The organism is Carnobacterium sp. (assembly GCF_040274945.1).
In the GTDB taxonomy this organism is placed as follows: domain Bacteria; phylum Bacillota; class Bacilli; order Lactobacillales; family Carnobacteriaceae; genus Carnobacterium_B.
Window position 1 is genome coordinate 453,234 of sequence record NZ_JBEMAR010000001.1, and the last position, 26,220, is coordinate 479,453.

Here is a 26,220-nt window from a genome sequence, read left to right on the forward strand (position 1 = left end):
TAACGAATATCAAAAAAAATACTAGCTTGAAAATAAACAAAAAAAAGACATACGTAAAAAATTCTCGAAAGAATTTTTTTGTATGTCTTTAACAGGCTATTTTAATCTTGAAGTAATTCAAATATTTCCATAGCAACTAAGTCTACGTCATCAAATTGATAAACTTGTTGAGTAGAAGTCTCTAATAATTCAAATGTTTCAGTTTTTGCATCATACGTAATAACACAACGTTCGTTTCCTTCTTTTTCAAATCGACGAACTTGAACTTCACTTTCTGTATCTTCTAGCATAGCTTCCAATCGGCGAATAATTCCTACTAATTGTGAAGTTGTCATAGTTTCGTGCCCCTTTCAAACTTAACTCAGTAATCATTCTACCAGAATTTTATATAAAAGACATTAAACTCACTCTATTTTCATAAAAAAATAATCTTTACACAAAAAATGTCGAATCTTTGGAAGAACTTATGTTAATATAGTTGAAATACATTATCAAAAGGGGGCACCAAAGTAATGAATCCATTACAAGAACGTTTCAACAATCAAGTCTATAAAATTGAAGTTTCAGATATTCGAAAATTCGATGAACGCGTGTCACCAATAGAAGGCATGCTTAAATTGACTTTAGGAGCACCGGACTTCAACACACCCGACCATATTAAAGAAGCAGCTATAGAAGCTATTAACAATAATGAGTCACATTATACAGGTATGGCTGGTGATATTCAGCTAAGAGTGGCAGCTTCTGATTTTCTTAAAAAGAAATATGCTCTTTCTTACAATCCTACAAATGAAGTTTTAGTAACCATTGGTGCTACTGAGGCTATCTCCGCCTCTTTATTAGCTATTTTAAATCCAGGCGATAAAATTTTGGTGCCTTCCCCTATTTTCCCTGGCTATGAACCATTGATTACTTTAAGCCAAGCAACACCTATTTTTATTGACACGAGTGTAAATGGTTTTGTCTTAACTCCTCAGATGATTGAGGAGGCCATGACAGAACATGGTAGCTCAGTAAAAGCAATTATTTTAAACTACCCAAATAATCCGACAGGTGTAACTTACACGCGAGAAGAAATTAAGGCTCTTGCTGAAGTTCTAAAAAGACATAGTTTATTTGTTATTAGCGATGAAATTTATAGTGAATTAACTTACGACAATGAGCATGTCTCAATTGCTGAGTACTTAAGAGAACAAACGATTCTAATTAATGGTCTTTCAAAGTCACATGCCATGACCGGTTGGAGAATTGGCTTTATCTTTGCGCCAAAAGAACTTACTGCACAAATTATTAAAGTACACCAATATTTGGTTACTTGCGCCACTTCTATTTCTCAAAAAGCTGCTTTAGCTGCTTTAACTGTTGGGATAGATGATGCTCTTCCTATGAAAAAAGAATATCAGAAGAGAAGAGATTACCTTTTCGAAGAATTGATTCAATTAGGATTTGAAGTAGCACGTCCTAATGGCGCTTTTTATCTTTTTGCAAAAATTCCGAAAGAGTACATCCAAAACAGCATGGATTTTTGTGTGGATCTAGCTGAAAAAAATAAACTAGCTTTAATTCCCGGTTCAGCTTTTGGAGATGCCGGTGAAGGTTATATCCGTCTAAGTTATGCTGCCAGCATGGAAAACTTAATAGAAGCTGTTAAACGATTGAAAAGCTATATGGCCTCTCATATGAAAACTGTATAGTTTTAAAAAAAGTACACCAGTCCTAAGCATCATTGCTTATAAACTGGTGTACTTTTTATTTCTCTTTTAATACTTTTTATGGGCGTTTTCCTTCTGGCCACCATAACTTAATAATAGCTTGCGTTCCGTCATTTTCAAAACCATTTAGCGCTAAGTCTTCATATAATTGTTTAGCTAAACGTGTAGAAGGCAATTCTAAATCCAACTGTTCAGACTCATCTAACGCAATTTTTAAATCCTTAATAAAGTGTTTTACAAAAAAACCAGCTGTGTAATCTTCTTTAAGAATTCTTGGTCCGTAATTTGATAATGACCAATTTTGTGCACTTCCTCCTCCAACAGTATCCAATACTTTGTCAAGGTCTAAATCTGCAGCATTAGCATAAGCCAAAAGTTCTGCCATTCCCATCATTGTGCCGGCAATCATAATTTGGTTCGCCATTTTTGTATGCTGCCCACTACCCGCTCCACCTTGTAAATTTACTTTAGCAGAAAATACGTTAAAAATAGGTTTTACTTTCTCATAAGTACTTTCTTCTCCGCCAACCATAACGGTCAACGTCCCATTCTTAGCGCCTAGGTCTCCTCCAGATACAGGAGCATCTAGAACTTCGATCCCTCGCTCTTTACCTTCTTGATACACTTTTTGAGCTAATGTAGGTGTGCTTGTTGTCATATCCACTAAAATATGGTTTTGGGTTGCTGTTGTAAAAATTCCTTTTTCACCAAAATATGTTTGTTCTACATCTTGCGGATACCCAACGATTGTAAAAACAATTTCACTCTTAGCCGTTACTTCAGCTGGTGAATCAGCCCATTTAGCCCCTAACTGAATCAATTCATCCGTCTTACTCTTCGTACGATTGTGTACTGTTACGGCATAGTCAGCCGCTAATAAGTGTTTAACAATTGAAGAACCCATAACCCCAGTTCCAATAAATCCGATAGCTTTTGTCACTTGCATCCTCTCCCTTAACTTAATTTAATTCTAGTATATCAGTTCTAATAAGAAGAACGCATTCATTTTGATGAAATAATTACAAAAAAAGCACAAGAATCCATTAGATTCTTGTGCTTAACAGTTTCTATTTAGTGTACGCTTCAACAAGTGTTACAACTTCATCAGCAGTATCACAATCATTGATTGCTTTATCAGCTAACTCAGCCATTTGTTTTGTATCTAAACGTTTCATTAGACTACGTGTTTTAAGAATACTTGAAGCACTCATAGAAAATTCGTCTAGTCCTAATCCTACAAGAAGCGGCACTGCTGTTTGATCTCCAGCCATTTCTCCACACATACCAGTCCATTTTCCTTCTTTATGAGAAGCATCAATAACATTTTTGATTAAACGTAAAATTGATGGGTTATAAGGTTGGTAAAGATAAGAAACGCGTTCGTTCATACGGTCAGCAGCCATAGTGTATTGAATCAAATCATTTGTACCAATACTGAAGAAATCAACTTCTTTAGCAAATTTATCTGCAATAACAGCAGCAGCAGGAATTTCAATCATGATACCTACTTCGATATCATTTGAAACGTCTACGCCTTCACTTACTAATTTAGCTTTTTCTTCCATAAGCATTCCTTTAGCTTGACGGAACTCTTGTAAAGTCGCAATCATTGGGAACATAATACGTAATTGTCCAAAAACAGACGCACGTAACAATGCGCGCAATTGCGTTCTAAACATGTCCGGTTGTGCTAAACAAATACGAATTGCTCGGTACCCTAGGAAAGGATTCATTTCGTGTGGCAATGTTAGGTAAGGCAATTCTTTATCGCCACCAATGTCCATTGTACGGACAACAACAGCTTTGCCTTCCATACCTTCTAAAACTTCTTTATAGGCTTCAAACTGAGCTTCTTCTGTAGGAAAATCAGGCGAATCCATATAAAGGAATTCTGTACGGTATAATCCAACAGCTTCCCCACCGTTACTTTTTACTCCCACTAAATCTTTTGGAGTCCCAATATTTGCAGCTAGTTCAATGTGCTTTCCATCTGCAGTTATTGTTGGTTCATCTTTTAATTTATCCCACTCAGCTTTTTGATCAGCAAAAGCTTTTGCTTTTGTTTCGTAAGTTGCAACATCTGTTGATTCAGGGTGAACGATTACATCGCCTTCTAAACCATCAATGATGATAAGATCTCCTTCTTTAACAAAAGAAGTGATTTCTTTCGTTCCTACAATTGCAGGAATTTCTAACGAACGAGCCATAATAGCTGAATGCGATGTACGCCCACCAATGTCTGTAACAAATGCTTTGACAAATTGACGGTTTAATTGAGCAGTATCACTTGGTGTTAAGTCATGTGCAACCACAATCACTTCTTCATCAATCATTGAAGGATTAGGAAGTTTGACACCTAACAAGTGGCTCAATACACGTTTAGTAACATCTTTGATATCGGCTGCACGTTCTTGCATGTAAGGGTTATCTTCCATGCCTTCAAACATACCAATAAACATATCCGTTACTTCTTTTAAACCGCTCTCTGCGTTGATTTTGTTGTCAACGATTGAGCTTTCGATGCTCCCGATTAATTCTGGATCAGAAAGAACCATTAAATGAGCATCAAAAACTTGGGCTTCTTCTTCGCCTAAAGATTCTGCTGCTTTAGATCGAATGATCTCAAGTTCTTTTGATGCTTCGTTTAATGCCGATTTTAAGCGGTCAATTTCTGAATCAGAGTTCTCAACTGAAATTTTGTTGAAAGTTAAATCGGGTTCAGTTAGTAAGTAAGCTTTTGCTACTGCAATACCGTCACTTGCTGCGATCCCTTTTAATTTTTCAACCATTATTCAGCTAAGCCTTCTTTCTTCATTGTTTCTTCGATTCCAGCAAGAGCTTCAGATTCGTCTGAACCATCAGCAGAAATAACTACGTCAGCTCCTTGGCCAACACCTAAAGACATAACGCCCATGATGGATTTTAAGTTTACTGATTTACCTTTATATTCTAAGTTGATATCTGAGCTATATTTGCTTGCTGTTTGTACTAATAATGTTGCTGGACGTGCATGGATACCTGTTTCAGCTACTACGTGAAATTCGCGTTTTTCCATAATTAAAAATCCCCTTTAATAAAAATTATTTTTGAGAACTACATCCAGTTTTAACTGTCAATAACATTCATTTCAGTAAAACAATTGATACAGCCCTTACAATTTACTAGAATACCATTTTTTGCTCATTTAAACAACTATTATTTCCTAATTTTGATTTGTTACTCTTTAGTTTGACCTATACCGATAAATGATATTCCCATTATGCAGAGCTTCTCCAATAATCCGGTCTTTTTTTTCATGGTTGATCCAAATTTCGCGAAAAATCATAAAATCATTTTTTTCAATTGTTATACTATCCACTTGACCTTGAAATAATTCATCCATCTTCATTTGCAGTTCTTCTTTTGTCATTTTAAAAACATCCTTGCTTTATTTTTTATTTATCTTGAATATCAATAGTTTAATGGAAAATACTGAAAATTTATAGTGTCAATTACTTGAAAGCAAAAAAAGGTCAGTGTATAATGTAAATCATAAAAGGTCAGTAATGGTCAATTAATTGCTTGGTCTTTTATTTTCCTAACTAACCGATTATATGAAAGGTTGTGCAGAAATGTTATGTCAAAATTGTAACCAACGTGAAGCAACTATCCATTTATATACCAATATGAATGGTCAAAAAGGTCAATTAGATGTTTGCCAAAATTGTTATCAACTTATTAAAGATGCACAAAGTCGTGGAGAAATTAGAAACAGTCGCCCACCACAAGACCCATTTGGTTTCGGTAACTTAGATCAATTTTTCCGTTCAATGCAAAATGCACAAAACAATAATTTCCAACAAAATAATCCTGACGTCCCTCCCACTCAAAACGGTTCTGGAGGACAACCACCTATTAATAAGATACCTGGTCTTTTAGGTGAATATGGAACAAATTTGACTGAAGCTGCTCGATCAGGCGCTATTGATCCAGTTATAGGGCGCGACAAGGAAATTGAACGTGTAATTGAAATTTTAAACCGCCGTACTAAAAACAATCCTGTCTTAACCGGAGAACCTGGTGTTGGTAAAACAGCTGTTGTTGAAGGTTTAGCACAAAAAATTGTTGACGGTGATGTTCCTCAAAAATTATTAGGTAAAGAAGTTATTCGATTAGATGTCGCTTCATTAGTTCAAGGAACTGGTATTCGTGGACAATTCGAAGAGCGGATGCAGCAATTAATGGATGAATTAAAGAAAAACCCACAAATTATTTTATTTATTGATGAAGTTCATGAAATTGTTGGAGCCGGAAGTGCAGAAGGAAGTATGGATGCTGGAAATATGCTTAAACCAGCTCTTGCACGTGGTGAGTTGCAAATGGTTGGAGCAACAACTTTAAGAGAGTACCGTACAATTGAAAAAGACGCTGCATTAGAACGTCGTATGCAACCTGTACGTGTAAGCGAACCGTCTGTTGAAGAGACGATTACCATTCTTAAAGGTTTGCAAAAAAAATATGAGGATTACCACCACGTTCATTACACGGATGAAGCAATCACAAGTGCCGTAAATCTTTCTAATCGTTACATTCAGGATCGGTTTTTGCCGGACAAAGCAATCGATTTATTAGATGAATCAGGTTCTAAAAAGAACCTGACGATACAAGTCGTTGATCCTAAACAACTAGAAGATAAAATCGCAGAAGCTGCTCAACAAAAACAATTAGCTTTACAACAAGAAGATTATGAAAAAGCTGCTTTTTATCGTGATCAAGCTAAAAAGTTCTCTACCATGCGCGATCAGCAAAAACCAGATTCAGATGAACCTACTGTAACCGAACAAGATATGATTGAAATCATTGAAATGAAAACAAATATTCCAGTAGGCGAATTAAAGGAAAAAGAACAAGAACAATTGCGTAATCTAGGAGAAGATTTGAAGAAACACGTTATTGGACAAGACGAAGCAATTGAAAAAGTTTCTAGAGCTATACGTAGAAATCGTATAGGGTTTAATAGCAAAAATCGTCCAATTGGTTCTTTCCTTTTCGTTGGACCTACAGGGGTCGGGAAAACTGAATTAGCTAAACAATTAGCGCTAGAACTTTTCGGTAGTAAGAATGCTTATATCCGTTTCGATATGAGTGAATATATGGAGAAACATAGTGTCTCTAAATTGATTGGTTCTCCTCCAGGATACGTTGGCTATGATGAAGCAGGTCAGTTGACTGAAAAGGTTCGCCACAATCCTTATAGTCTCATTTTATTAGATGAAATCGAAAAAGCTCATCCAGATGTTCTGCATATGTTCTTACAAATTCTGGACGATGGCAGATTGACCGATGCTCAAGGACGTACGGTGAGCTTCAAAGACACCATTATTATTATGACAAGTAACGCGGGTACTGGCAATGTAGAAGCAAGTGTTGGTTTTGGTGCTGCCGCTTCTGGTACTCAAAAATCTGTGTTAAATCATTTAACGGATTACTTCAAACCCGAGTTTATTAACCGTTTTGATGGAATCGTTGAATTTAACTCACTTACAAAAGAAAACTTATTGTATATTGTAGATCTATTGATAGCAGATGTGAATGATATGCTCGAACATCAAGGTATATCCATAGAGGTTGAGCAGTCAGCTAAAGAAAAATTAGTCGAATTAGGCTATGATCCAAAACTAGGTGCTCGTCCTTTACGTCGTGTCATCCAAGAACAAATTGAAGATCGTATTGCTGATTTTTATCTTGATTACCCTTCTGTGAAAGAATTAGTGGCAAAAACAGACCAAGAAGGAAATCTAATTGTAGAAGCAAAAGAACCTATTTTAGAAGAAACTATTGTTGAAGAAATTGAAGAACCAGATACTGAAGATTAATGCTAAACTAAAAAATCAGAAGAGCTCACAATCAAGTAGTCAAATCTTGATTGTGAGCTCTTTTTATTGGTTTTATCCTATAATAATTTTTTCAGTTGGGTAATGATAATTTTTATCGTCTTTATGCTTAGGAACCAACAGCATCAACATATACAACATTCCTATTCTTCCGATAAACATTAGCACAATAATAATCAATTTACCTACTACTGTAAGAGTAGGCGTTATACCTAGTGACAATCCGGTTGTTCCAAACGCCGAAGTCACTTCTACAATTAACGTAATCAGATCATGTGATTCACTGACACTTAACACCATGATACTGAATAGACACAAAATCATAGACAAAATAAAAACGGTAATTGATTTTTGAACATCGTCTCGCTCAATGCGACGCTTAAATAACGAAACTTGATCATGTCCTCTAATAAAAGAAATTAAGTAAACCATCACAATTGCTAACGTAGTGGTTCGTATACCACCACCTACAGAACTAGGACTTGCTCCAATAAACATCAAAATTGAAAATAGTAACAAACTTCCTTCACTAAAATTACCTAACGACGTTGTCATTAGACCTGCATTTCTAGTGGTAACCGAATAAAAGAAAGAATAAAAAGCACTTTCTGTAAATGACATTCCTTTAAAAAACTGATTGTATTCTAACAACCAAATGCAAATTGCTCCACCGAATAATAAAATAAAGAAGGAAAAAACTGTAATCTTAGTAAACAAAGAAAAACGGAAAGGCAATGTCTTTTTCATTTTATGATACTGTAAAAAATCTTTGATTTCTAATAATACTGGAAAACCAATTCCACCTACGATGATTAACAGCATAATAATGAATTGAACAAAATAATCATCATGAAAAGGAATCAACACTTGTCCTGTAAGATCTACACCGACATTTGCAACTGCTGAAAAACTCGTAAAAAAACCTTGAAATAGGATTTCTTTTAACGGCCAGTTTGAAAAAAAGAAAAAATAAGTACTTAAAATCAAGCCACCAATAAATTCAAATCCCAGAATGATAAACACAGTGTTACGTATCAATCGAACTGTTCCGCTCAATTTGGGTTGGTTCATATCTGTCATGATTAACTGTCTTTGCTTTAAGGAAACTTTTTTTCTTCTGATGAGCATAAAGGAAGTCGAAACCATCATTACCCCTAAACTTCCTAACATAAATAAAAATTGCATAAGAATCACACCCGCTAAATTATAGGTTTCTCCTAAATTTATTGTAGCTAGTCCCGTTACACTAACAGTACTAACGGCTGTAAAAATCAAATCAATAAAAGATAATTCCATCCCCGGGTTCCTAAATATAGGTAACGCCAAAAGGACGCTAGCAGCTATGACGACAATAAAATAGTACAACACAATCAATTGAATAGAAGAAAATTGATTAGATAACCGAGTTATAAATTTATACATATTCAAAAAACTAACCTCCTTATGATGTATCAACGTTATCTTTTCTTAACTAGTACTGACTAAGAAGTTAAAATGTTTTGAATTGTTGTGTTTTTAATTATATAATATTCGTAACCTAACCGGTATAGAAGAGGTGAAAGATTATGAAACTAATAGACGTTACAAATAATCATTCTGAACTAGTAATGGAACAGTTAGAAAATACTGATGCTAATTTTGTGAAAGTTTTTTCTCTAGGTCCGACTACTGTTATTTATTCAGGTGCTCCAACGCATAAAGATGTTCTTTTACTAAACAAAGTGCGCAATATAAAAAATGCGGAAATCAGCTTTGCGATAGAAAATATACTTGAAACAACAGTAGACAATGTTGACATCTTACATGCGCCACATATTGTTGAGCTATCTATTCCTGTTTACGAATAATCTTCTTCATTTAAATCCATTAAAGCCACAGTTCAACTTTAATGGTTACTACCTTTTATTTCAAGCACTCTTTTAAAGATATTTATCGTTTTTACAATCAAAAAAAAGCAAGCCGTTCTAAGTTAAAACAGAATGGCTTGTTTTTTTGTGTTTTATAGTAACGACGTTAATTCAACATCCGGATATTTATCTGCAAACCAACGAAGCGCAAATTGATTTTCAAACAAGAACAAGGGATTGCCAAAACGGTCACGCACCAATAAATTACGGCTGGAAGACATGTTCTCATCCAAATCGTCTGGCTTGATCCAACGTGCAATTTTACTCCCCATTGGTGTCATGATGATTTCTGAATTGTATTCATTTAACATTCGGTATTGAAAAACTTCAAATTGCAATTGTCCAACTGCTCCAACAATGTAATCTTCCGTATGGAATGTTTTGTACAATTGAATAGCTCCTTCTTGAACTAGTTGTTGCACACCTTTATGGAATGATTTTTGTTTCATCACATTTTTAGCCTGAACTTTCATGAACATTTCCGGAGTAAATTGAGGTAATTTTTCATATTCTATATTTAACTTACCTTCAAAAATCGTATCCCCTATTTGAAAATTCCCAGTATCATAAAGTCCAATAATATCTCCTGCTACAGCGTGTTGAACAACTTCACGTGTTTCAGCCATAAACTGGGTTGAATTTGATAGTTTCATTTTTTTATTTGTTCTCGCTAAAGTAACATCAATTCCACGATCAAAGATTCCTGAACAAATACGCACAAAAGCAATCCGATCTCGATGGGCAGGATTCATATTAGCTTGGATTTTAAATATAAAACCAGAAAATTCATTTGTTGTCGGTTCAATTTTTTCACCGTCCGTTGCAGTATGAGCTGTTGGGCTTGGTGCAAAATTAATAAATGTATTTAAGAATGTTTCTACTCCAAAATTAGTTAATGCTGACCCAAAGAATACGGGTGTTAATTTTCCAGCAGCAATTTTTTCTTCGGAAAATTCATTACCCGCTTCATTCAACAACTCAATATCTTCTAAAGCTTGAGTATATAAACTAGAAGCTTTAAGAGGATGATCGCCTTCGATTTCTCCATCTTTATTCAATTTGATGACTTTTTGTCCATTTAAACCATTAATTTCAGGACGATGCACTTCAATCGTTTTGTTGTAGTTATCATAAAGACCTAACAGACCTTTTCCCATACCGATAGGCCAATTCATTGGATAAGAATCAATCTCTAGTACTTCTTCCAATTCTTCTAATAAATCAAGTGGTTCTCTTCCATCACGGTCCAATTTATTGATGAACGTGAAAATTGGAATGCCACGCATACGACAAACTTTAAATAGTTTTTTGGTCTGAGGCTCAATACCTTTTGCACTGTCAATAACCATCACTGCACTATCAACGGCCATCAATGTACGATACGTATCTTCAGAAAAGTCCTCATGTCCTGGTGTATCTAAAATATTAATTCTTTTGTCTTTATAATCAAATTGCATCACAGAGCTGGTTACAGAAATCCCACGTTGTTTTTCAATTTCCATCCAATCTGATTTAGCAAATTTCCCAGATTTTTTCCCTTTGACCGTACCAGCTTGACGAATTGCTCCACCAAATAACAATAATTGTTCTGTGATGGTCGTTTTACCTGCATCCGGATGGGAAATAATTGCAAATGTTTTTCGTGATTCTACTTCATCTTTTAAATAGCTTTTCATTCGTTATCCCTCATTTAAGTCTTTTTATTTATTCTAACTCAATCTTTGATTACATTCTTAGGTAATGCGAATACCTTAACCTGGCAGCCTATCTCATTAACTCAATTATTATAGCATATTTAGTAGTGTATTTTATACCCTATTCACTTTTTATTAAATCCATATTCTCCAACATACCCCTCAATAGACCAGATATTTACATTTGCTACTTCTGCTTCTTGCTCTGCTTCTTCAAGCTTACTTAAGTAAAGCTCATCGCCATTTTCATATCCTACACGCGCTAATCCTTTTTCAACCATCACTTCTTGTATCAGTTCTCCATCTGCGTAAAGATAAGCCAAAACACGATTATAGTCATCTATTTTTTCATGAGCAGGGTCATATTCTATCGATAATTTTTTTCCTTCTAAATAATTCGTTAAAAAGTCTTTCGCTTCTGTACCGTATGGCTGTGCAGAACCCGTTTTTGTCGTACTACTTTCTGGAGTGTCAATCAGCAATAACCGCAACTTCTTTTCTTCACCATCTTCAGTAAAGACGATTGTATCTCCGTCAATCGTTCTGACCAACTCAATAGCTAATTGATCTTCTGCTACTGTAATAGGTGTTTCTTGCTGTTGATCGATAACAAATGATCCAGTAAAGAAAAGAATAAGCGCAATAATACCAGAAAAGATCTTCTTGTTTATTTTCATCGTTGAACCTCCAGTTTAAATGCTTATAAAAAGGGTCTGAGACTATCTGTCTCAGACCCTTTCCTATTTTATTATGAATCTTTTCAACTATCAAGCTTCAAAGATTTTAACGCTGTTACACATTAATTTATCTATTAGATTATTTAGCTAATTGGTCTTCTTGATCACATGCTGCTTGAGCTAAAATGTTCAAGTAGTTCCAAGGACGATCAAAATATGGTTGGAAGAAGAAATCAACATATGCTAAATCTTCAATAGTCATTTTGTTTTGAATAGCTAGTGAAAGTGTGTTGGCAGAAGCTGTTACATCATATTTAGACATAATTTGTCCACCAACGATGCGGTTTGTTCCTACTTCATAAACTAATTTCATAAAGACTTCTTCAGTTGTTGGCATAAATTCTGGACGGTAGTTGTCTTTAACGAAAACTGCGCGAACATCTAAACCAAAGTGTGCAGCACTATTAACATTTACCCCAGTCGAACCAATGTTATATCCAAACAAGTAAAGACCTGAAGTCGATTGTGTTCCTCTGTATCTTACTTTAGGTTCAATAATATTTTTACCTACTAAAGTACCCATACGAACAGCGTTAGTTGCTAAAGGAATGTAAGCTGATCCGCCGTTTGGATTGTAATGAACTGCACAACTGTCTCCAGCTGCATAAATATCTTTATCACTTGTTCTCATGTAATCATCAACAAGGATTGCGCCATTTGGCATCATGTCAACTTTACCTTTTAATAATTCATTGTTTGGACGGAATCCTACACACAGAATAACTAAGTCTGCTTCGTAGTCTCCTACTGGAGTTGTTACAGATTTAACTGCACCATTTTCATCAGCATTAAATGACGTAACCGCTTGGTTCAATGCTAATTTAATTCCACGTTCTTCTAAAGTGCTTTCTAATACATCCGTAAATTCTGGATCTAAGTATTTATTAAGAATACGGTCTAATCCATCAATTAAAGTTACTTGTTTACCTGATTGTTCAAATGCTTCTACTAACTCAATACCAATGTATCCTCCACCAACAATAACTACTTTTTTAGCTGTTTGATTTTGTTTGATTACTTCTTCTGCTTGATTATAATTTTTACATAATAAAACATTTTTAGTTTCGATACCAGGAATTGGAGGTGTAATAGGCCAAGATCCAGTTGTATTTACTAATTTGTCGTAAGATTCTTCAAATACTTCTCCAGTATTCATGTTTTCTACAACTACTTTTTTAGCTTGCGTATCAATACTTTTAACGTTGTGTTCCATGTTAACCTTTGCGCCCATTTGAGTTAATTCCTCAGGGTTTGAGTAGAACAAACCTGCTGGATCTTTCACAACTCCACCAACATACATTGCAATCCCGCAAGATAAGAACGAAACATTATCATTTCTTTCAAAAATAGATACTTCCACAGATGGGTTTTCTTTTAATATTGTTTTTACAGCTGAGGTACCAGCATGTGTACATCCGATAACGACTACTTTCATTATTTGTATCCTCCTATAAGGCCATTTAAATTATATGACTGCATTCATTTACCACAAAAAAAAATTGTGATATAGTGTTCATGCTTTCACTCTGAACACTATATCACAAACTCTATAAAGAAAACAACAATTTATATGATCTTTTTTAAGTTGAAGCATGTTTTTTTCTGATCATAAACATATCTCTTAAATAAACAATAACTGTCTTAACTACCGCATACGTTGGAACTCCCAAGATCATTCCAAGAATACCTGCAATATTTCCAGCAACTAACAACAATACAATAATGGTTAATGGATGGATTGATAATGTTTTCCCAATCACATTTGGTGAAATAAACGCACTGTCAATTTGTTGCACCACTAATACTACGAGCGCTACTAGTAAAGCTTGTGTTGGAGAAATCGTTAAAGCGATAAAGACTGCAGGGGCTGCCCCAATATAAGGACCGATATAAGGAATAATATTTGTAACTCCTGCAATGATCCCTAACAATAGTCCATAAGGCATTCCTGTAATCAAATAACCTAAATACGTAAATATTGCTACAAATAAACAGACTAAGGCTTGACCGCTAATATAAGAAGCAATTGTCTCATTCATTTGGCCTAATAATTCAATCATTTGACCTCTGTACTCTTTTGGAAAAAATTTAGCCACCGCTGGTCGAAAGTTTTTTCCATCTTTAAACATATAGAATAAGATGATCGGCACAGTAAAAATGACAATTGTAGTATTCGCCAACGCGCCTACTAAAGTTCCAACACTTGCAGTCAATGTTGTGAAAATTGTATTGGCAATATTTTCAATGGAAAGATCCATAGTACCTAAACTTTTTTCTAAATCAAAGTTTTCAAGCATTGGTCCTTGTAAAAGTTCATTAGAAAAATCTTCTAAAGTTTTTAAAAATGACGGTATACTCGTAATTAATTGCCCAACTTGTTCTAGTAAATTAGGAATAACTGAAACAGCTAAAAATACTACAAAACCAAGGAATAGTAGAAAAACGATGATGATTCCATATTTTCGTTTGATTTTGATTTTTTCTAATTGGCCAATTACTGGATTTAATAAGTAATATAAAAAACCTGCTACAATAAGTGGTGTAAACAATGTCGAAACAAATGTTGTCAATGGTTGAAAAATAAACTCAATTTTAGTGCTCATAAATATTAATGTTGCACTAACCAATAGCCAAACTGTCCAAAACATTAATTTTGATTTTTTAAAATAATCCATAAAAAAGTTAGTCCTCTCCGGTTAATCTAGCATATTGCTCATTAGATACTGCTCAATCAATTGTTCTGTTGCTGTGATCGATTCCACATGGGTTCTTTCATAAGCATGACTAGCTTCGATTCCTGCACCTACTAACGCATGACGAACATCAGCACCAGCTTTCATAGCTGCAGATGCATCACTCCCGTAAAAAGGATAAATATCGAGTTGGTAAGGAATTCCTTCATCTTCACAAATTTGAGTTAGTTTTTTTCTCATTTCATAATGATAAGGACCACTTCCATCTTTGACACATATAGACACAGAGTATTCGTCTGTTTGTTGGTCATCTCCCATTGCACCCATGTCAACCGCTAAATATTCGACCACTTTATCAGAGATATTCGAATTCCCCCCATACCCAATTTCTTCATTCGTTGAAATATAAAAGTGAGTTGTATAAGGCAAGTTTATTTTTTCAATACTTATTTTTTTTAAAAATTGCAATAGTATAGCTACGCTTACTTTGTCATCTAAGTGACGCGATTTAATATAGCCGTTAGCTGTAATCTCAGTTCTAGGATCAAAACTAATAAAATCTCCTATAGAAATACCAAGTGCTTTTGTTTCCTCTTTAGTGTGTACTTTTTCATCAATCCGAACTTCCATATTATCTTGATTTCTCTCAGCAGTTCCTGCATCTTTATAAACGTGTACACTAGTTTGGTGCATCAGAATCGTACCAGATATATTTCCTTTAGCTGTATGAATCGTACAATACTCACCTTCAATAGCGTTGTAACGAAACCCACCAATTAAATCCAATTTAAGACGTCCATTTGGTTTGATTGCTCTTACCATTGCTCCTAATGTGTCCACATGAGCTGTTACAAACCGTTGTTTTTGATGGTTTGTTCCTTTTACGGTAACCATTAAACTACCTTTATTTGTTTTTTTTGCTTCATATCCTATTTGTTTTAAATAGTTTTCAATGAAAGCGATAATTTCATACGTATTCCCTGTTGGAGAAGGGATCGTTGTTAATTTTTCAACCAGTTGAATCGTTTTTTCATTCATTACATTAACCACCATTCCTATGAATTATACTCTTTAGTATAGTTCATTCATTGAAATAAATAAAGAAGCTCTGAATAAAAGCCGTAGCTGTTTTCTTATAGATTCCTTTTATTAGTTATGGTACGATTTTAACTATGTAGAAAGAAGGGGTATTATGGAATTTATTTGGACAACGGATTTAAGCTCTATCAACTATAAGGATGCTATAAAAATCAGAAAAAAAGTATTTGTAGAAGAACAACTTGTTCCACCAGAATTAGAAATTGATGACTTAGAAAATCAAACACTCCATGTCATCGGCTACTTAGAAAATAAAGCAGTTTCCACAGCAAGAATCTATAAAAAAAATACAACTACATTCAAAATCCAACGAGTAGCCGTTTTAATGAACTTTCGTAAAAAGAATTTAGGTCATGAACTAATGATGGAGATAGAACGGTATGCTAAAGCACAGGAATTTAAAACACTCATGCTTGATGCACAAGACCATGCCTTAACTTTTTATGAAAAATTAGGTTATCACGTTGAAGGTGAAGGTTTTATGGATGCGGGCATCCCCCATCATTTAATGATAAAAAAGTTAGATTAATCATCAAATAAATTCCTGCACACACAAAAAGCACTGAAAAACAGAAGATGTTTTTCAATGCTTTTCGTGTTGTTTTTTATTTAAAAGGTTTGCTCTCTTTTGCTTCATTTTAGCAAGTCTTTCCTCTGTTTCTTTTTTTAAAGGTTTAATAACAATAACTTGTTCATCTTCGATAGTCACTTCATACAACTCACCAATGCGATAATTTTCTGGTAAGCAATCTTTTTTCACATGAATTAAAGGCCCTTCATCAGGTATGAAACGAGCCAATTCACCTTCTATTTCTTCAAGCACCATCTTCATCAGGATTCTCTCCCTTTTCAGTTTGAATACTACAGGTTCCATCTTCATGAACCGTTAAAGTAATCGTACCATTTTCGATTGTTCCATAAATCGGAATAGCCAGTTTTCTTAATCGGCCAAGCGCTTCTTTACCAGGATGTCCATAGCTGTTCGATTCTCCTGCTGAAAAGACTGCCAACTCAGGTTGACTTGCCTGAACCCATTCTTCACCAGTGCTAGTGTCTGATCCATGATGTCCCATTAAAATGAAATCAGCTGTTACATCTGCTCCAGATTCAACAATTTCTTTTTCAATATTTTGAGAGGCATCTCCACTGAATAATCCACTTACTTGATTAACAGTAATTTTGGTCACGATCGAATCATCATTTTGGTCATTATCTGACTGGTCATTAGGACTTAGTACATCGATTTGAAAAGGCCCAATTTGATGCTTTTCTCCTGTTTTAGGTTCAGTATAGATTGCATTACTTGCATCTACAGCATCTAGTACCCGCTCGTAAATCTTACTGGTGGCATCATTTCCATTCATCCAGACTTCTTTCACATCATAATAATTGATGATAAGATCTCCATACCCAATATGATCTGAATCATTGTGAGTAAATACAAGAAGATCAATCGTTCCGCCTGTTCCAACATATTCATCAAGCTGTTGAATAATTTTCTTATCTTTATCTTCATAACGCCCGCTATCTATTAAAATAGTTGTTCCGTCTTTCGCTTGAATAAGAGTTGCTGATCCTTGATTTGCATCTAAAAAACGGATCGTTGTTTCTTGATTTTTTGTCTTATCTACTTCTTCTTTTTCTTCTGCCTGAAAAATTGTGATCAGTTCTTCTTTAAACTGCTCTATTTTTCCACTTAAAGAAAGATCAGACTGTTTATTTTCTCCTAGAAATAATCCCATGAAGAAAACCAATAAGAGTACGACACCGGTGGAAATTAATTTTGTTCTTTGTTCTTTTTGTTTTTTTGTGATCTTTTTTTTCTTTCTATTTGCCACAGATGTTCATCCTCTTCTAGCGCAAATACTTCTATCTTGTTTAGTTGTATTTACTATTTCAGTAATGCAGTTCTAGACTAAATAATTCATAAATAATGCAGCAATATTAAAGTATATCAGCACACTAGTTAAATCTGTGAGTGTCGTGATAAAAGGGCCACTAGCCACTGCCGGATCAAATCCTATTCTTTCCATTAAGATAGGTATAAAACTACCCGCAAGGTTGGCGATTGTGATAGCCGCCAGCATTGCAATACCAATTACTAATCCTAAAATGTAATTTTGTTGCCATAGTCCTACTGCTAAAAAAATCGTAACTCCCGTCACCACACCGGTAATTAAACCAGATGCTATTTCACTCAAAATTAATTTTCTAAAACTTCTCTTGTTATCATCGCTGTCTGCTAATTTACGGACCGCTACAGCTAATGATTGGGTTCCTGCATTACCCGCAGTTCCTGTGATTAACGAGATAAAAACAGCTAAAATGCTTGCCTCACTGATCATTTCTTCATAATTGCTAATTAAAGTAGATGTGCCAATGCCAAGGAATAATAATATGATTAACCATGGAAGTCTTTTTGAAGCGACAACAAATGGATTTTCAGATTTTTCATCTACATCGACCCCAGCCAACCCAGAGTAATCGCTGGCGGCTTCATCATTAATTACATCAATAATATCATCAATCGTGATGATTCCAATTAATCGTTCTTCATTGTCTACTACTGGAATAGCTAAAAAGTCATAGTCTTGCATTGTACGTGCTACATCTCTTTGGTCATCATTCACATTGACGTACACTAAGCGGTCTCCCATGATGTCGGAGATCATTTCATCGTCTTCATGTACGATTAAATCTCTTAATGAGATTACGCCCACTAATTTTCTATTCAGTTCTACCACGTACACATAATAGATTGTCTCAGCTTCTGGCGCTTTCTTTTTTAAAATGGCCATAGCTGATTTTATTGTTTGATTCGCAAAAATTGAAACATACTCAGTTGTCATTATTGAACCTGCAGTATCGTCCTCATAATTCAATAATTTTTTAATTCCATCCGCATCTTCTGAAGGCATTAAACTTAAATATTTTTTGATTGTTGCTGGTTCTAATTGATTCAACATATCTACTGCATTATCTCTGTACATCTCGCTTAACATATCTGCAGCATACTGAGGATTCATTTCTTCTAAATATTTTTCAACTGACTCTTCCTCTTCCTCAAGGACTTCAAACATATCTGCCATTTCTTTAGGAGATAAAAAATTGTATAAGTCTAATCGTTCATTGTCGGATAAAGAAAGATACACTTGGCTTTGTTCGTAAACGTGCAATTCTAAAAATCTCTCTCTAAATAAGATGATATCTTGGGCAGCCAAATAATCTTTTAGTTGTTCTATTTGTTCTTCAAATTCCATTTGTACTTCTTTCAAGGGCTACACCCCTTTCTAAGTTCGTTCCATTAACTATTAACCTCTTGCTGTTCATGTTGATGTAGCCATTGGGTAATATCTTCTGGGTAATTAAGTTCAAGATTTATTTGTTCATTTGTAAAAGGATGACTAAAGTTCAGTTCTCTGCAATGCAGCGCCTGCCTAGTTATCCAAGTATTTTTTTCACCACCATATAAGTCATCACCCATTAATGGATGACCGATATGGGCAAAATGTACCCTAATTTGGTGGGTCCTGCCGGTGTGCAATTGAATATCAACTAAAGTAGCTTGTGGAAAAGATCCTTTGATCCAATATTCAGTTAACGCTTCTTTTCCAGAATCATGAGCTCTTCTAGTAATAATTGAATCAGTGGTGCGGGCGATTGGCGCATCAATAAATCCATGTTCAGCTTTGTTCAACTGCCCACCGATTAAGGCAGTATATTTTTTTGTAATTTCTTTAGCTCTTAATTTAGTATCCATTAGTGCATGTGCGTATCCATGTTTAGCAAACAACATAAGGCCTGTGGTGTCACGGTCAAGTCTAGTCACAATATGAATAACCTGATCAGCGTAATTTTGACGTACATAATAGCCCTTGACGCGATTAGCCATAGTTCCTTCAGGATGTACTTGAGAAGGGACTGAGGCTACCCCATATGGTTTATTTACAACCAAATAGTGCTCATCTTCGTATACGATATCAATAGGAATATCAATAGGGACAGTTGTTTCATGAGGCGCTTCATCAGGGATGGTAACTTGCACAGTATCTTTGCTTTTTAAAAGATAGCGTACCGTTACCTCCGTTTCATTAACTTCGATCTTTCCTCCATGAAACTTTATTTTTGCTAGTAAACTACGTGAAATTCCTTTTGTTTTTAGAAATGACTTCACTTGTAAACTAGTTGGCAAATCATAACTCCAACTAAATTTCATATTTTTTTTTCGCTCCAATAAAAGCATCTTCAACTCGACTCCAGAAATGAGTATGTCTGTATCGAGCAAAGTGAATGCGTTCTTTCGCAATGCTATAAGTTAATTCAGTAATATTCTTCTCAGAAGAGGTTAACTGGTCAATCGTTAAAACAAATCCTTCTGTAGTAAGTGGTTTTATTCTGATCCATTCATCTCGTGCCACAATTAAAGGAGACCCTAAGATGCGAAAAACGCGATTATTAATAGGTGCAATTTCAGTTAACTGCAATGCTTCAAGACGTGGATGGATAACAGCTCCTCCAACAGACTTATTGTAACCTGTTGAACCAGTAGGCGTTGAGATACACATCCCATCTCCCCTAAACCGCTCAAACAACTCGTCCTTTATAAAGACATCACACACCATAGTCCCGTCTATACGTTTCATTGTTGATTCATTTAAGGATAAAAAGTGAGAAGGTTCCTTTTGTCCTTGATAGGTCACTTTTACATCAAGCAACGGGTAACTGACACTTTCACCTTTATCTTTAAGAAGACTTGCGACGAGATCTTCTAGTTCATAGTCTCGCCAATCGGTATAAAAGCCTAAATGCCCTGTATGTACGCCCACAAAGCGGACTTGATCAAGCATATGGGCATACCTGTGAAAGGCGGACAACAGCGTTCCATCTCCACCAATCGTTACAACGACATCTGGATTTTTATCATCTAACTGAAGACGGTTCTTCAAACAGAGTATACGAAATTGTTCGGCTAGCTTTAAAGATTGCTCAACATTATTATTAACTACTGCTATTTTCAAAGTTGTCCCCCCTTTTTCATTTAAACATGTTGCTGTAGCAGCTTCAATCAATATGCATTAAAAAAAATCATTGTTTTCAGGTGCTTTATTGATTGCTGTTCTTTTATTATGAGAAAATAAGTGCTGTGCTTCTTGGATTTCTTCTCTAATTTGAGACATTTCTTCATCTAATTGAAAAGCGGCTTCTGCTGCTCTTTTTAACCGGACATTGATGGCATCCGGAAACTCACCTTGATATTTGTAATTTAACGAATGTTCAATCGTTGCCCAAAAATTCATAGCTAACGTCCGCACCTGTATTTCAACAAGGATTCTTTTTTCACCATGAATTAATTGCACTGGGTATTCAAACACAACATGATAGGAACGGTAACCACTTTCTTTCTTATTTGAGATATAATCTCGTTCTTCAATGATTTTCATATCATTTCGACTTCTTAACAAACTAACGACTTCATGAATGTCCTCTACAAATTGACACATTATTCTTAGTCCTGCTATATCTTGCATTTCAGTCTCTAGATCTTCAAAAGAAATATTCCTTAATGCCGCTTTTCCAATAATACTATTCACTGGCTTTACTCTTCCAGTAACAAATTCAATTGGTACATGCAGATTACTTCTACTGTATTCTTTGCGAATACCTTTTAATTTAATTTTTAACTCTTCAACAGCTTGATTATAAGGTGTTAAAAAATTTTCCCAATTTTGATCCATCATTTTATACCCTCTTTTAGGAACTTATGATTTACACTATTTAAAGTGTGATACGGCTTCATTTTACCATATTTCCCCTAAAAGGAGAAATAGACTAAAATAGAAATTAAATGATAAAATAAATAGACTCATTAAATTAATTTAAAAGGAGAATAACTGAATGACTCAGCAAATAGAGATTGAATTTAAAAATAGTTTAACAAAAACAGAATACACTAATTTATTAAAGGACTTAAACCTGTCTGAAAATGATTGTTATATTCAAGAAAATCATTATTATGATACTAAAGATTGGAAATTAAAAAATAAACACTCGGCTTTGCGTATTCGTTTATTTGCAACTTCTGCTGAATTAACCTTAAAGACACCTCTTGGGGAAGATTTATTAGAAACAACTGACCCTTTATCATTAAAAGAAGCACAGCAATTTTTAAATTCAAAAACTATTAAAACAGATGGCTATGTAGCAAACAAACTTGTTGAATTACAAATCGATCCAAAAAATTTGCGTTTATTTGGATCCTTAACAACTAAGCGGTGTGAAAAAAGGATTCCTCAAGGACTTATTGTATTAGATGAAAGTTCATATGGCACTAATAAGGACTACGAATTGGAATTTGAAGCAGCCTCTCGTGCAACTGGGAAAGTTTATTTTGAACAATTTCTAAAGAAATATTCAATAGAAAAAAGACCCACCAAGAATAAAATTGTTCGAATGATGGAATCAATATAGCAGTTTATCATTGCTATTAAAGGATTTCATCTAAAATGTGGCGACTTTGTTACAATTCATACGAATTTTAGTCCAAAAACAAGGCCCTTTATTATATTTTTTTAGCTATTTTTGATAAAGTATATTTGTTAACAAAAAGACCATGTATATAAATATAAAATCAAAGACTAAGGCTAAGGTGAAAATAAATGTTCTCAACTACACATACAAAAAATGAATCCACTCATAATGAAATGATTGAAATTTATTTATTTATTAATCCAATTGACTCCCGTTGCTTACAAGCTGAAAAAGAAGTTTTGAAGTTTGTTGAAAAATCTACTGGTAAAATACGCGTTCAGTTTATTCCAATTCATAATTTAAGTACCGTTACTCAGTACCTTACTACAAATAATTTATCAAAAAGTGATTTAAACTTACGTAATGCTGTATGTTCTGTAACTTACGATATCTGTCTTTATTATTCTGCTGCTACAATGCAAGGAAAGAAAAAAGGACGTAATTTTTTACTAGAACTGCAAGATGCACTAATTGAACAAAAAAAATCTTTTTCAGAAGCTCTTGTTTTAGAAGCAGCTAAAAAAGTTAAATTAGATATTCCAATGTTTCTTGAAGATAAAGAATTAGAATTTACAAAAACTTCCTTTGAAGCTGATCAAAAAGTAGCTCGTGAAATGAATGCTTTTAACGCTCCTTCTTGTGTATTATTTAGTGATCAACATAAAGATCATGGTTTATTAATTGAAGAAGGCATCACCGTTGAATTGCTTCAAGCCTTGCATAACCCTAACCCATTAATCATCGAAGCAAGAAATCAAATGATTTCTAAAAATGGTATTCGTTCAATTAATAAAGCTTCATTGCAAGTATTGTAATCATTTATTTTTTAGTCCATACATCAAAAAAAACTGAGCCTGTTGGCTCAGTTTTTTTTGATGTATTTTACTTTAAGGTTTCAATAAGCTCTTCTAATTCATTTAATCTAGATTCAAAAACTTTCATAGCATCTTCTAGATATGTTTTCTTAGTCATGTCTACGCCTGCTTTTTTCATTACTTCAATAGGATAATCACTGCTTCCAGATTTCAAATAATTTAAATAGTTATCTAAAGCACCTTCTTCACCATTGACAATCTTAGCAGCTAAAGCTGTAGCAGCTGAAAAACCAGTTGAATATTGATAAACATAATAATTGTAATAAAAATGAGGTATCCTAGTCCATTCGAAAGCTATTTCAGGATCTTTTACAACATCTGGCCCATAATAACGGGCATTTAGATCACCGTAATAATTTGATAAAAATTCACTTGTTAAAGGTGTTCCTTTTGCATCTTCTTCATGAATAAAATGTTCGAACTCCGCGAATTGAGTTTGTCTAAATATAGTTCCTTTAAATCCATCTAAATAATGATTCAGTACATACGCTCTAACCTTTGGATCTTTTTGTGTCTCTAATAAATAATCTGTTAAAATATTTTCATTTGTAGTGGAAGCTATTTCTGCTAAGAAGATAGAATAATCACCATAGACATAGGGTTGATTCGTTCTTGTATAATAGCTGTGAACACTATGACCTAGTTCATGGACCAGCGTATACAAATGATTTAAAGAATCATGCCAGTTCAATAAGATATAAGGATTCGTATCGTATGATCCAGAAGAATAGGCTCCACTTCTTTTCCCATCATTTTCTACACTGTCAATCCAACGGTTATTAAATGCTTTTTTCAGTACAGATAAGTAATCTTCACCCAAAGGTTCTAATGCTTTTAATGTTTCTGCTTGGGCATCTTTATACGTATACTTAATTCCTGCTTCACCACTTATTGGAGTATACATATCGTACATATGAAGTTCTTCTACCTCTAGTAATTCTTTTCTCAAAGCAACATAGCGATGCAGCAATGGTAAATGCTCATAAACAACATCTAATAAAGTATCATATACAGCTTCTGGTATATGGTTGTTGCTTAATGCTTTCTCACGTGCAGATTGATAGTGATGGACTTTTGCATTGTAATTATGGTATTTAACGTGTGAGGAAAGAGTACTTGAAAAAGTATTTTGTAACCCTTCATACACTTTATATAGCTGTTTGAAAGCTGATTCGCGAACAGAGCGATCAGTGCTTTCCATTAGTTGTCCATATACACCGTGTGATAACTGAATATTGTTTCCTTCCTCGTCCTTAATGGTTGGGAAAGTTATATCTGCATTATTCAAAATACTAAATGTGCGACTTGAAGCATTAAAAATTTCTCCTGCCCCTGCTAACAATGCTTCTTCATTGGCACTCAAAACGTGTTTTCTAGCAGCAGTTAATTGTTCGATAAAATGTTTGTAAATGACTAAATCTTCATTCTCACTAAAATAGTGGGCTATTTTTTCTTCTGACAATTCTAAAACTTCAGGTTCAAACCATGAGATGGCTTCATTAGCCTGTGTAGCTAATTTACTAGCTTGTTCATACATTCCTTGATAGATTGAGTTTGTTGTATCTTGATCATTTTTTAATTGAGCATAGACATACAATGTTTCCAATTGATTTGATAAATCTAAAATAGATTGAATAGCTTTTAAAAACCTGTCTGATCCGTTATCAAGCGTTCCTTTATAAGATGTAACAAATCCTATTTTATCTTCAAGTTCTTTATAAGATTTTTTGAAGTCATCATCGGATTGAAAAATAACTTCTAGATTCCATGTCAATTCATTAGGTACTTTATTTCTTGTTGGCAGTTTTTTTGATTCACTCATTAAAAGACCTCCTCGGAATTATCTTATCATCAATCTTACCATAAACTACCTTAAAATAAAGAAAAATTCCTTTAATCCTCTTTCTTATGAATCCATGATAAGAGAATTATCTAACTTTAAAAAAGCGGTTATCTTTTCATTTTCATTTTTATATCTCTGTGGCTCCTTTTGTACCATCCATTCTGAATGAGAAATAGCTATTAGTACGCCGCGTTTGTTCAATAACGTGATAAAATGTATGATGCACTTTCTTTTACTTTCATCAGAGATGAGAGGCATAATATAAAAATTGAGCTCATTATTTGTTATCATTATTGTAGTTTTTTGGATAATTTCTTTTTTAGTTATAATGTCCCCGCTGTTTCTTTCCATTATCCATTCTAGAAACTGGTATTTCCAAAAATAAGAAAGTGTTTTGATAAATAATTGATTTTTCACGGGCAGATACACTTCTAGAGGCAATGAAACCAACGAATCGCCTTTTTTATAAATGTATTTTTGGAAGTCCACTATTATCGGTACTTGATAGTTCCTCCCCCTATTTAAATAATAATGACTTTGAATCAACTTTTTTTTAGGATCTATTTGGTTATTTGTTGAGTAAAGCAAGATTTGTTGTATTACGGTATTTAAACTAGTGGTTTCATCTATCTTTAAATGACGACATTGAGAAATTATAGATGCTGAATTTCCTTCTTGACTGATGTCATAATGGATGACAATATCGTTTGATTCTACATGCAATTCTAAAAAATAACACCCTATTTTGTTATGTTCCTGTATAAATAATCGCTGAAAATTTGTTAATTTATCTTTTAATTGGAAATTTTGTCCTAATATCCAATAAACTCTATATCCATTTTTAATATAGCCTGATGTTCGTTCCATCATTCTTTCAGCAGAAAGAGCACTGCACTGAAACTCTAAAGCTACTGGCGTCTGTTCATCTAGCCAAATTAATAAATCTGGCCGCTGCTTTAAATTTGGTAAATAGGCTTCAAGTTGACAAGGCATTTCCTGTTGTGTAAACCAGCGATAAAGTATTTTTTTTCCTAAAATATGTTCTTGAGTTTCTCCTTCTGAAAAAACAGTACAATCACTTTTTCGAAAGTGAGTAAAATGTGCTTGTTTGATTAATCCTTTTTTAAGAAAAACCGGTTCTTTACAACTTGGACAGTAATAGTCCCTTTTTTGTTTTTCATTTTTCTGCACATCTAATGCATTAACATATTGATTTCCCTTACTTACTGCAACTAACATTCTAATTAATCCCCTCTCTTT

At 34.2% G+C, this 26,220-nt stretch carries 25 protein-coding genes; 6 read left to right on the top strand and 19 right to left on the bottom strand.

Annotated elements, in window-relative coordinates; all coding sequences use genetic code 11:
* Positions 1-101: 101 nt before the first annotated feature.
* Complete coding sequence (locus ABS916_RS02165; RefSeq protein WP_007723100.1) at positions 102-335, bottom strand: YkuJ family protein; 234 nt, start codon at positions 333-335, stop codon at positions 102-104.
* 177 nt (positions 336-512) lie between these two features.
* On the opposite strand from ABS916_RS02165, the gene ABS916_RS02170 reads away from it, so the two are divergent.
* Positions 513-1,694: a pyridoxal phosphate-dependent aminotransferase gene (locus ABS916_RS02170; protein ID WP_350450330.1), complete on the top strand. Its 1,182-nt coding sequence runs from the start codon at positions 513-515 to the stop codon at positions 1,692-1,694.
* A 76-nt stretch (positions 1,695-1,770) separates the two neighbouring features.
* Here the strand turns inward: ABS916_RS02170 and ABS916_RS02175 are convergent, their stop codons facing one another.
* The 4 genes from ABS916_RS02175 to ykzS form a co-directional block, all read right to left on the bottom strand.
* The gene (locus ABS916_RS02175; RefSeq protein WP_350450331.1) at positions 1,771-2,658 is read right to left on the bottom strand and encodes an NAD(P)-dependent oxidoreductase; all 888 of its coding nucleotides are present in this window, start codon (positions 2,656-2,658) and stop codon (positions 1,771-1,773) included.
* Positions 2,659-2,779: 121 nt separating this feature from the next.
* Positions 2,780-4,501, bottom strand: a complete 1,722-nt coding sequence (ptsP, locus tag ABS916_RS02180) for a phosphoenolpyruvate--protein phosphotransferase (protein ID WP_350450332.1) — start codon at positions 4,499-4,501, stop codon at positions 2,780-2,782.
* Positions 4,501-4,767, bottom strand: coding sequence for a phosphocarrier protein HPr (locus ABS916_RS02185; RefSeq protein WP_023177356.1), 267 nt, complete (start codon positions 4,765-4,767; stop codon positions 4,501-4,503). The genes ptsP and ABS916_RS02185 overlap by 1 nt, the downstream gene beginning before the upstream one ends.
* A 168-nt stretch (positions 4,768-4,935) precedes the next feature.
* Positions 4,936-5,121 (bottom strand): protein YkzS, encoded by a 186-nt coding sequence (gene ykzS / locus ABS916_RS02190; protein WP_350450333.1) that lies wholly within the window; start codon positions 5,119-5,121, stop codon positions 4,936-4,938.
* 202 nt (positions 5,122-5,323) lie between these two features.
* On the opposite strand from ykzS, the gene ABS916_RS02195 reads away from it, so the two are divergent.
* The gene (locus ABS916_RS02195) at positions 5,324-7,567 is read left to right on the top strand and encodes an ATP-dependent Clp protease ATP-binding subunit (protein WP_350450334.1); all 2,244 of its coding nucleotides are present in this window, start codon (positions 5,324-5,326) and stop codon (positions 7,565-7,567) included.
* Positions 7,568-7,639: 72 nt separating this feature from the next.
* Here ABS916_RS02195 and ABS916_RS02200 read toward each other — a convergent pair whose 3' ends face one another.
* A complete protein-coding gene (locus ABS916_RS02200; protein WP_350450387.1) occupies positions 7,640-9,007 on the bottom strand; it encodes a TrkH family potassium uptake protein in 1,368 nt (455 codons plus the stop codon).
* A 143-nt stretch (positions 9,008-9,150) separates the two neighbouring features.
* On the opposite strand from ABS916_RS02200, the gene ABS916_RS02205 reads away from it, so the two are divergent.
* Positions 9,151-9,432 carry a DUF1827 family protein gene (locus ABS916_RS02205; protein ID WP_350450335.1) on the top strand — a complete coding sequence of 94 codons (282 nt, stop codon included), beginning with the start codon at positions 9,151-9,153 and terminating at the stop codon, positions 9,430-9,432.
* A 152-nt stretch (positions 9,433-9,584) separates the two neighbouring features.
* Here ABS916_RS02205 and ABS916_RS02210 read toward each other — a convergent pair whose 3' ends face one another.
* The 5 genes from ABS916_RS02210 to ABS916_RS02230 form a co-directional block, all read right to left on the bottom strand.
* Positions 9,585-11,168: a peptide chain release factor 3 gene (locus ABS916_RS02210; RefSeq protein WP_350450336.1), complete on the bottom strand. Its 1,584-nt coding sequence runs from the start codon at positions 11,166-11,168 to the stop codon at positions 9,585-9,587.
* Between the two features lie 143 nt (positions 11,169-11,311).
* Positions 11,312-11,863, bottom strand: coding sequence for a thermonuclease family protein (locus ABS916_RS02215; protein ID WP_350450337.1), 552 nt, complete (start codon positions 11,861-11,863; stop codon positions 11,312-11,314).
* Positions 11,864-12,002: 139 nt separating this feature from the next.
* Positions 12,003-13,358, bottom strand: coding sequence for an FAD-dependent oxidoreductase (locus tag ABS916_RS02220; protein WP_350450338.1), 1,356 nt, complete (start codon positions 13,356-13,358; stop codon positions 12,003-12,005).
* Between the two features lie 145 nt (positions 13,359-13,503).
* Positions 13,504-14,598, bottom strand: coding sequence for an AI-2E family transporter (locus ABS916_RS02225; protein ID WP_350450339.1), 1,095 nt, complete (start codon positions 14,596-14,598; stop codon positions 13,504-13,506).
* Positions 14,599-14,619: 21 nt separating this feature from the next.
* Positions 14,620-15,654 (bottom strand): M42 family metallopeptidase, encoded by a 1,035-nt coding sequence (locus tag ABS916_RS02230; protein WP_350450340.1) that lies wholly within the window; start codon positions 15,652-15,654, stop codon positions 14,620-14,622.
* A 154-nt stretch (positions 15,655-15,808) separates the two neighbouring features.
* Here ABS916_RS02230 and ABS916_RS02235 point away from each other — a divergent pair, with 154 nt between their 5' ends.
* Positions 15,809-16,243 carry a GNAT family N-acetyltransferase gene (locus tag ABS916_RS02235; protein WP_350450341.1) on the top strand — a complete coding sequence of 145 codons (435 nt, stop codon included), beginning with the start codon at positions 15,809-15,811 and terminating at the stop codon, positions 16,241-16,243.
* Positions 16,244-16,297: 54 nt separating this feature from the next.
* Here the strand turns inward: ABS916_RS02235 and ABS916_RS02240 are convergent, their stop codons facing one another.
* The 6 genes from ABS916_RS02240 to yjbM form a co-directional block, all read right to left on the bottom strand.
* Entirely contained in the window at positions 16,298-16,540 is a 243-nt protein-coding gene (locus tag ABS916_RS02240) for a DUF3006 family protein (protein ID WP_350450342.1), read from the bottom strand.
* On the bottom strand, positions 16,530-17,552 hold the full coding sequence (locus tag ABS916_RS02245) for a ComEC/Rec2 family competence protein (RefSeq protein WP_350450343.1): 1,023 nt from the start codon (positions 17,550-17,552) through the stop codon (positions 16,530-16,532). Before ABS916_RS02245 ends, ABS916_RS02240 begins: the two co-directional genes overlap by 11 nt.
* A 72-nt stretch (positions 17,553-17,624) precedes the next feature.
* Positions 17,625-18,974 (bottom strand): magnesium transporter, encoded by a 1,350-nt coding sequence (gene mgtE, locus ABS916_RS02250; protein ID WP_089978821.1) that lies wholly within the window; start codon positions 18,972-18,974, stop codon positions 17,625-17,627.
* Positions 18,975-19,018: 44 nt separating this feature from the next.
* Complete coding sequence (locus ABS916_RS02255; protein WP_089978818.1) at positions 19,019-19,930, bottom strand: RluA family pseudouridine synthase; 912 nt, start codon at positions 19,928-19,930, stop codon at positions 19,019-19,021.
* Positions 19,920-20,732, bottom strand: coding sequence for an NAD kinase (locus tag ABS916_RS02260; RefSeq protein ID WP_041556152.1), 813 nt, complete (start codon positions 20,730-20,732; stop codon positions 19,920-19,922). Before ABS916_RS02260 ends, ABS916_RS02255 begins: the two co-directional genes overlap by 11 nt.
* Before the next feature lie 57 nt (positions 20,733-20,789).
* A complete protein-coding gene (yjbM, locus tag ABS916_RS02265) occupies positions 20,790-21,449 on the bottom strand; it encodes a GTP diphosphokinase (RefSeq protein ID WP_350450388.1) in 660 nt (219 codons plus the stop codon).
* Positions 21,450-21,609: 160 nt separating this feature from the next.
* On the opposite strand from yjbM, the gene ABS916_RS02270 reads away from it, so the two are divergent.
* Together ABS916_RS02270 and ABS916_RS02275 are read left to right on the top strand one after the other, a co-directional pair.
* A complete protein-coding gene (locus ABS916_RS02270) occupies positions 21,610-22,182 on the top strand; it encodes a CYTH domain-containing protein (RefSeq protein ID WP_350450344.1) in 573 nt (190 codons plus the stop codon).
* 188 nt (positions 22,183-22,370) lie between these two features.
* Positions 22,371-23,057, top strand: coding sequence for a DsbA family protein (locus ABS916_RS02275; RefSeq protein WP_350450345.1), 687 nt, complete (start codon positions 22,371-22,373; stop codon positions 23,055-23,057).
* Between the two features lie 67 nt (positions 23,058-23,124).
* Here ABS916_RS02275 and pepF read toward each other — a convergent pair whose 3' ends face one another.
* Together pepF and ABS916_RS02285 are read right to left on the bottom strand one after the other, a co-directional pair.
* Positions 23,125-24,939 carry an oligoendopeptidase F gene (gene pepF, locus ABS916_RS02280; protein WP_350450346.1) on the bottom strand — a complete coding sequence of 605 codons (1,815 nt, stop codon included), beginning with the start codon at positions 24,937-24,939 and terminating at the stop codon, positions 23,125-23,127.
* An 84-nt stretch (positions 24,940-25,023) separates the two neighbouring features.
* Positions 25,024-26,199 carry a competence protein CoiA gene (locus tag ABS916_RS02285; RefSeq protein ID WP_350450347.1) on the bottom strand — a complete coding sequence of 392 codons (1,176 nt, stop codon included), beginning with the start codon at positions 26,197-26,199 and terminating at the stop codon, positions 25,024-25,026.
* Between the last annotated feature and the right edge of the window lie 21 nt (positions 26,200-26,220).

Excerpts from the sequence above, each read along its gene's own strand:
- ABS916_RS02225 (WP_350450339.1), bottom strand. The coding sequence starts at position 14,598 with ATGGATTATTTTAAAAAATCAAAATTAATGTTTTGGACAGTTTGGCTA.
- ABS916_RS02220 (WP_350450338.1), bottom strand. The coding sequence starts at position 13,358 with ATGAAAGTAGTCGTTATCGGATGTACACATGCTGGTACCTCAGCTGTA.
- ABS916_RS02185 (WP_023177356.1), bottom strand. The coding sequence starts at position 4,767 with ATGGAAAAACGCGAATTTCACGTAGTAGCTGAAACAGGTATCCATGCA.
- ABS916_RS02215 (WP_350450337.1), bottom strand. The coding sequence starts at position 11,863 with ATGAAAATAAACAAGAAGATCTTTTCTGGTATTATTGCGCTTATTCTT.
- ABS916_RS02285 (WP_350450347.1), bottom strand. The coding sequence starts at position 26,199 with ATGTTAGTTGCAGTAAGTAAGGGAAATCAATATGTTAATGCATTAGAT.
- ABS916_RS02255 (WP_089978818.1), bottom strand. The coding sequence starts at position 19,930 with ATGAAATTTAGTTGGAGTTATGATTTGCCAACTAGTTTACAAGTGAAG.
- ABS916_RS02210 (WP_350450336.1), bottom strand. The coding sequence starts at position 11,168 with ATGAAAAGCTATTTAAAAGATGAAGTAGAATCACGAAAAACATTTGCA.
- ABS916_RS02230 (WP_350450340.1), bottom strand. The coding sequence starts at position 15,654 with ATGAATGAAAAAACGATTCAACTGGTTGAAAAATTAACAACGATCCCT.
- ABS916_RS02170 (WP_350450330.1), top strand. The coding sequence starts at position 513 with ATGAATCCATTACAAGAACGTTTCAACAATCAAGTCTATAAAATTGAA.
- ptsP (WP_350450332.1), bottom strand. The coding sequence starts at position 4,501 with ATGGTTGAAAAATTAAAAGGGATCGCAGCAAGTGACGGTATTGCAGTA.
- ABS916_RS02175 (WP_350450331.1), bottom strand. The coding sequence starts at position 2,658 with ATGCAAGTGACAAAAGCTATCGGATTTATTGGAACTGGGGTTATGGGT.
- ABS916_RS02205 (WP_350450335.1), top strand. The coding sequence starts at position 9,151 with ATGAAACTAATAGACGTTACAAATAATCATTCTGAACTAGTAATGGAA.
- ABS916_RS02165 (WP_007723100.1), bottom strand. The coding sequence starts at position 335 with ATGACAACTTCACAATTAGTAGGAATTATTCGCCGATTGGAAGCTATG.
- mgtE (WP_089978821.1), bottom strand. The coding sequence starts at position 18,974 with ATGGAATTTGAAGAACAAATAGAACAACTAAAAGATTATTTGGCTGCC.
- ABS916_RS02270 (WP_350450344.1), top strand. The coding sequence starts at position 21,610 with ATGACTCAGCAAATAGAGATTGAATTTAAAAATAGTTTAACAAAAACA.
- ykzS (WP_350450333.1), bottom strand. The coding sequence starts at position 5,121 with ATGACAAAAGAAGAACTGCAAATGAAGATGGATGAATTATTTCAAGGT.
- pepF (WP_350450346.1), bottom strand. The coding sequence starts at position 24,939 with ATGAGTGAATCAAAAAAACTGCCAACAAGAAATAAAGTACCTAATGAA.
- ABS916_RS02235 (WP_350450341.1), top strand. The coding sequence starts at position 15,809 with ATGGAATTTATTTGGACAACGGATTTAAGCTCTATCAACTATAAGGAT.
- ABS916_RS02240 (WP_350450342.1), bottom strand. The coding sequence starts at position 16,540 with ATGGTGCTTGAAGAAATAGAAGGTGAATTGGCTCGTTTCATACCTGAT.
- yjbM (WP_350450388.1), bottom strand. The coding sequence starts at position 21,449 with ATGGATCAAAATTGGGAAAATTTTTTAACACCTTATAATCAAGCTGTT.
- ABS916_RS02275 (WP_350450345.1), top strand. The coding sequence starts at position 22,371 with ATGTTCTCAACTACACATACAAAAAATGAATCCACTCATAATGAAATG.
- ABS916_RS02200 (WP_350450387.1), bottom strand. The coding sequence starts at position 9,007 with ATGTATAAATTTATAACTCGGTTATCTAATCAATTTTCTTCTATTCAA.
- ABS916_RS02195 (WP_350450334.1), top strand. The coding sequence starts at position 5,324 with ATGTTATGTCAAAATTGTAACCAACGTGAAGCAACTATCCATTTATAT.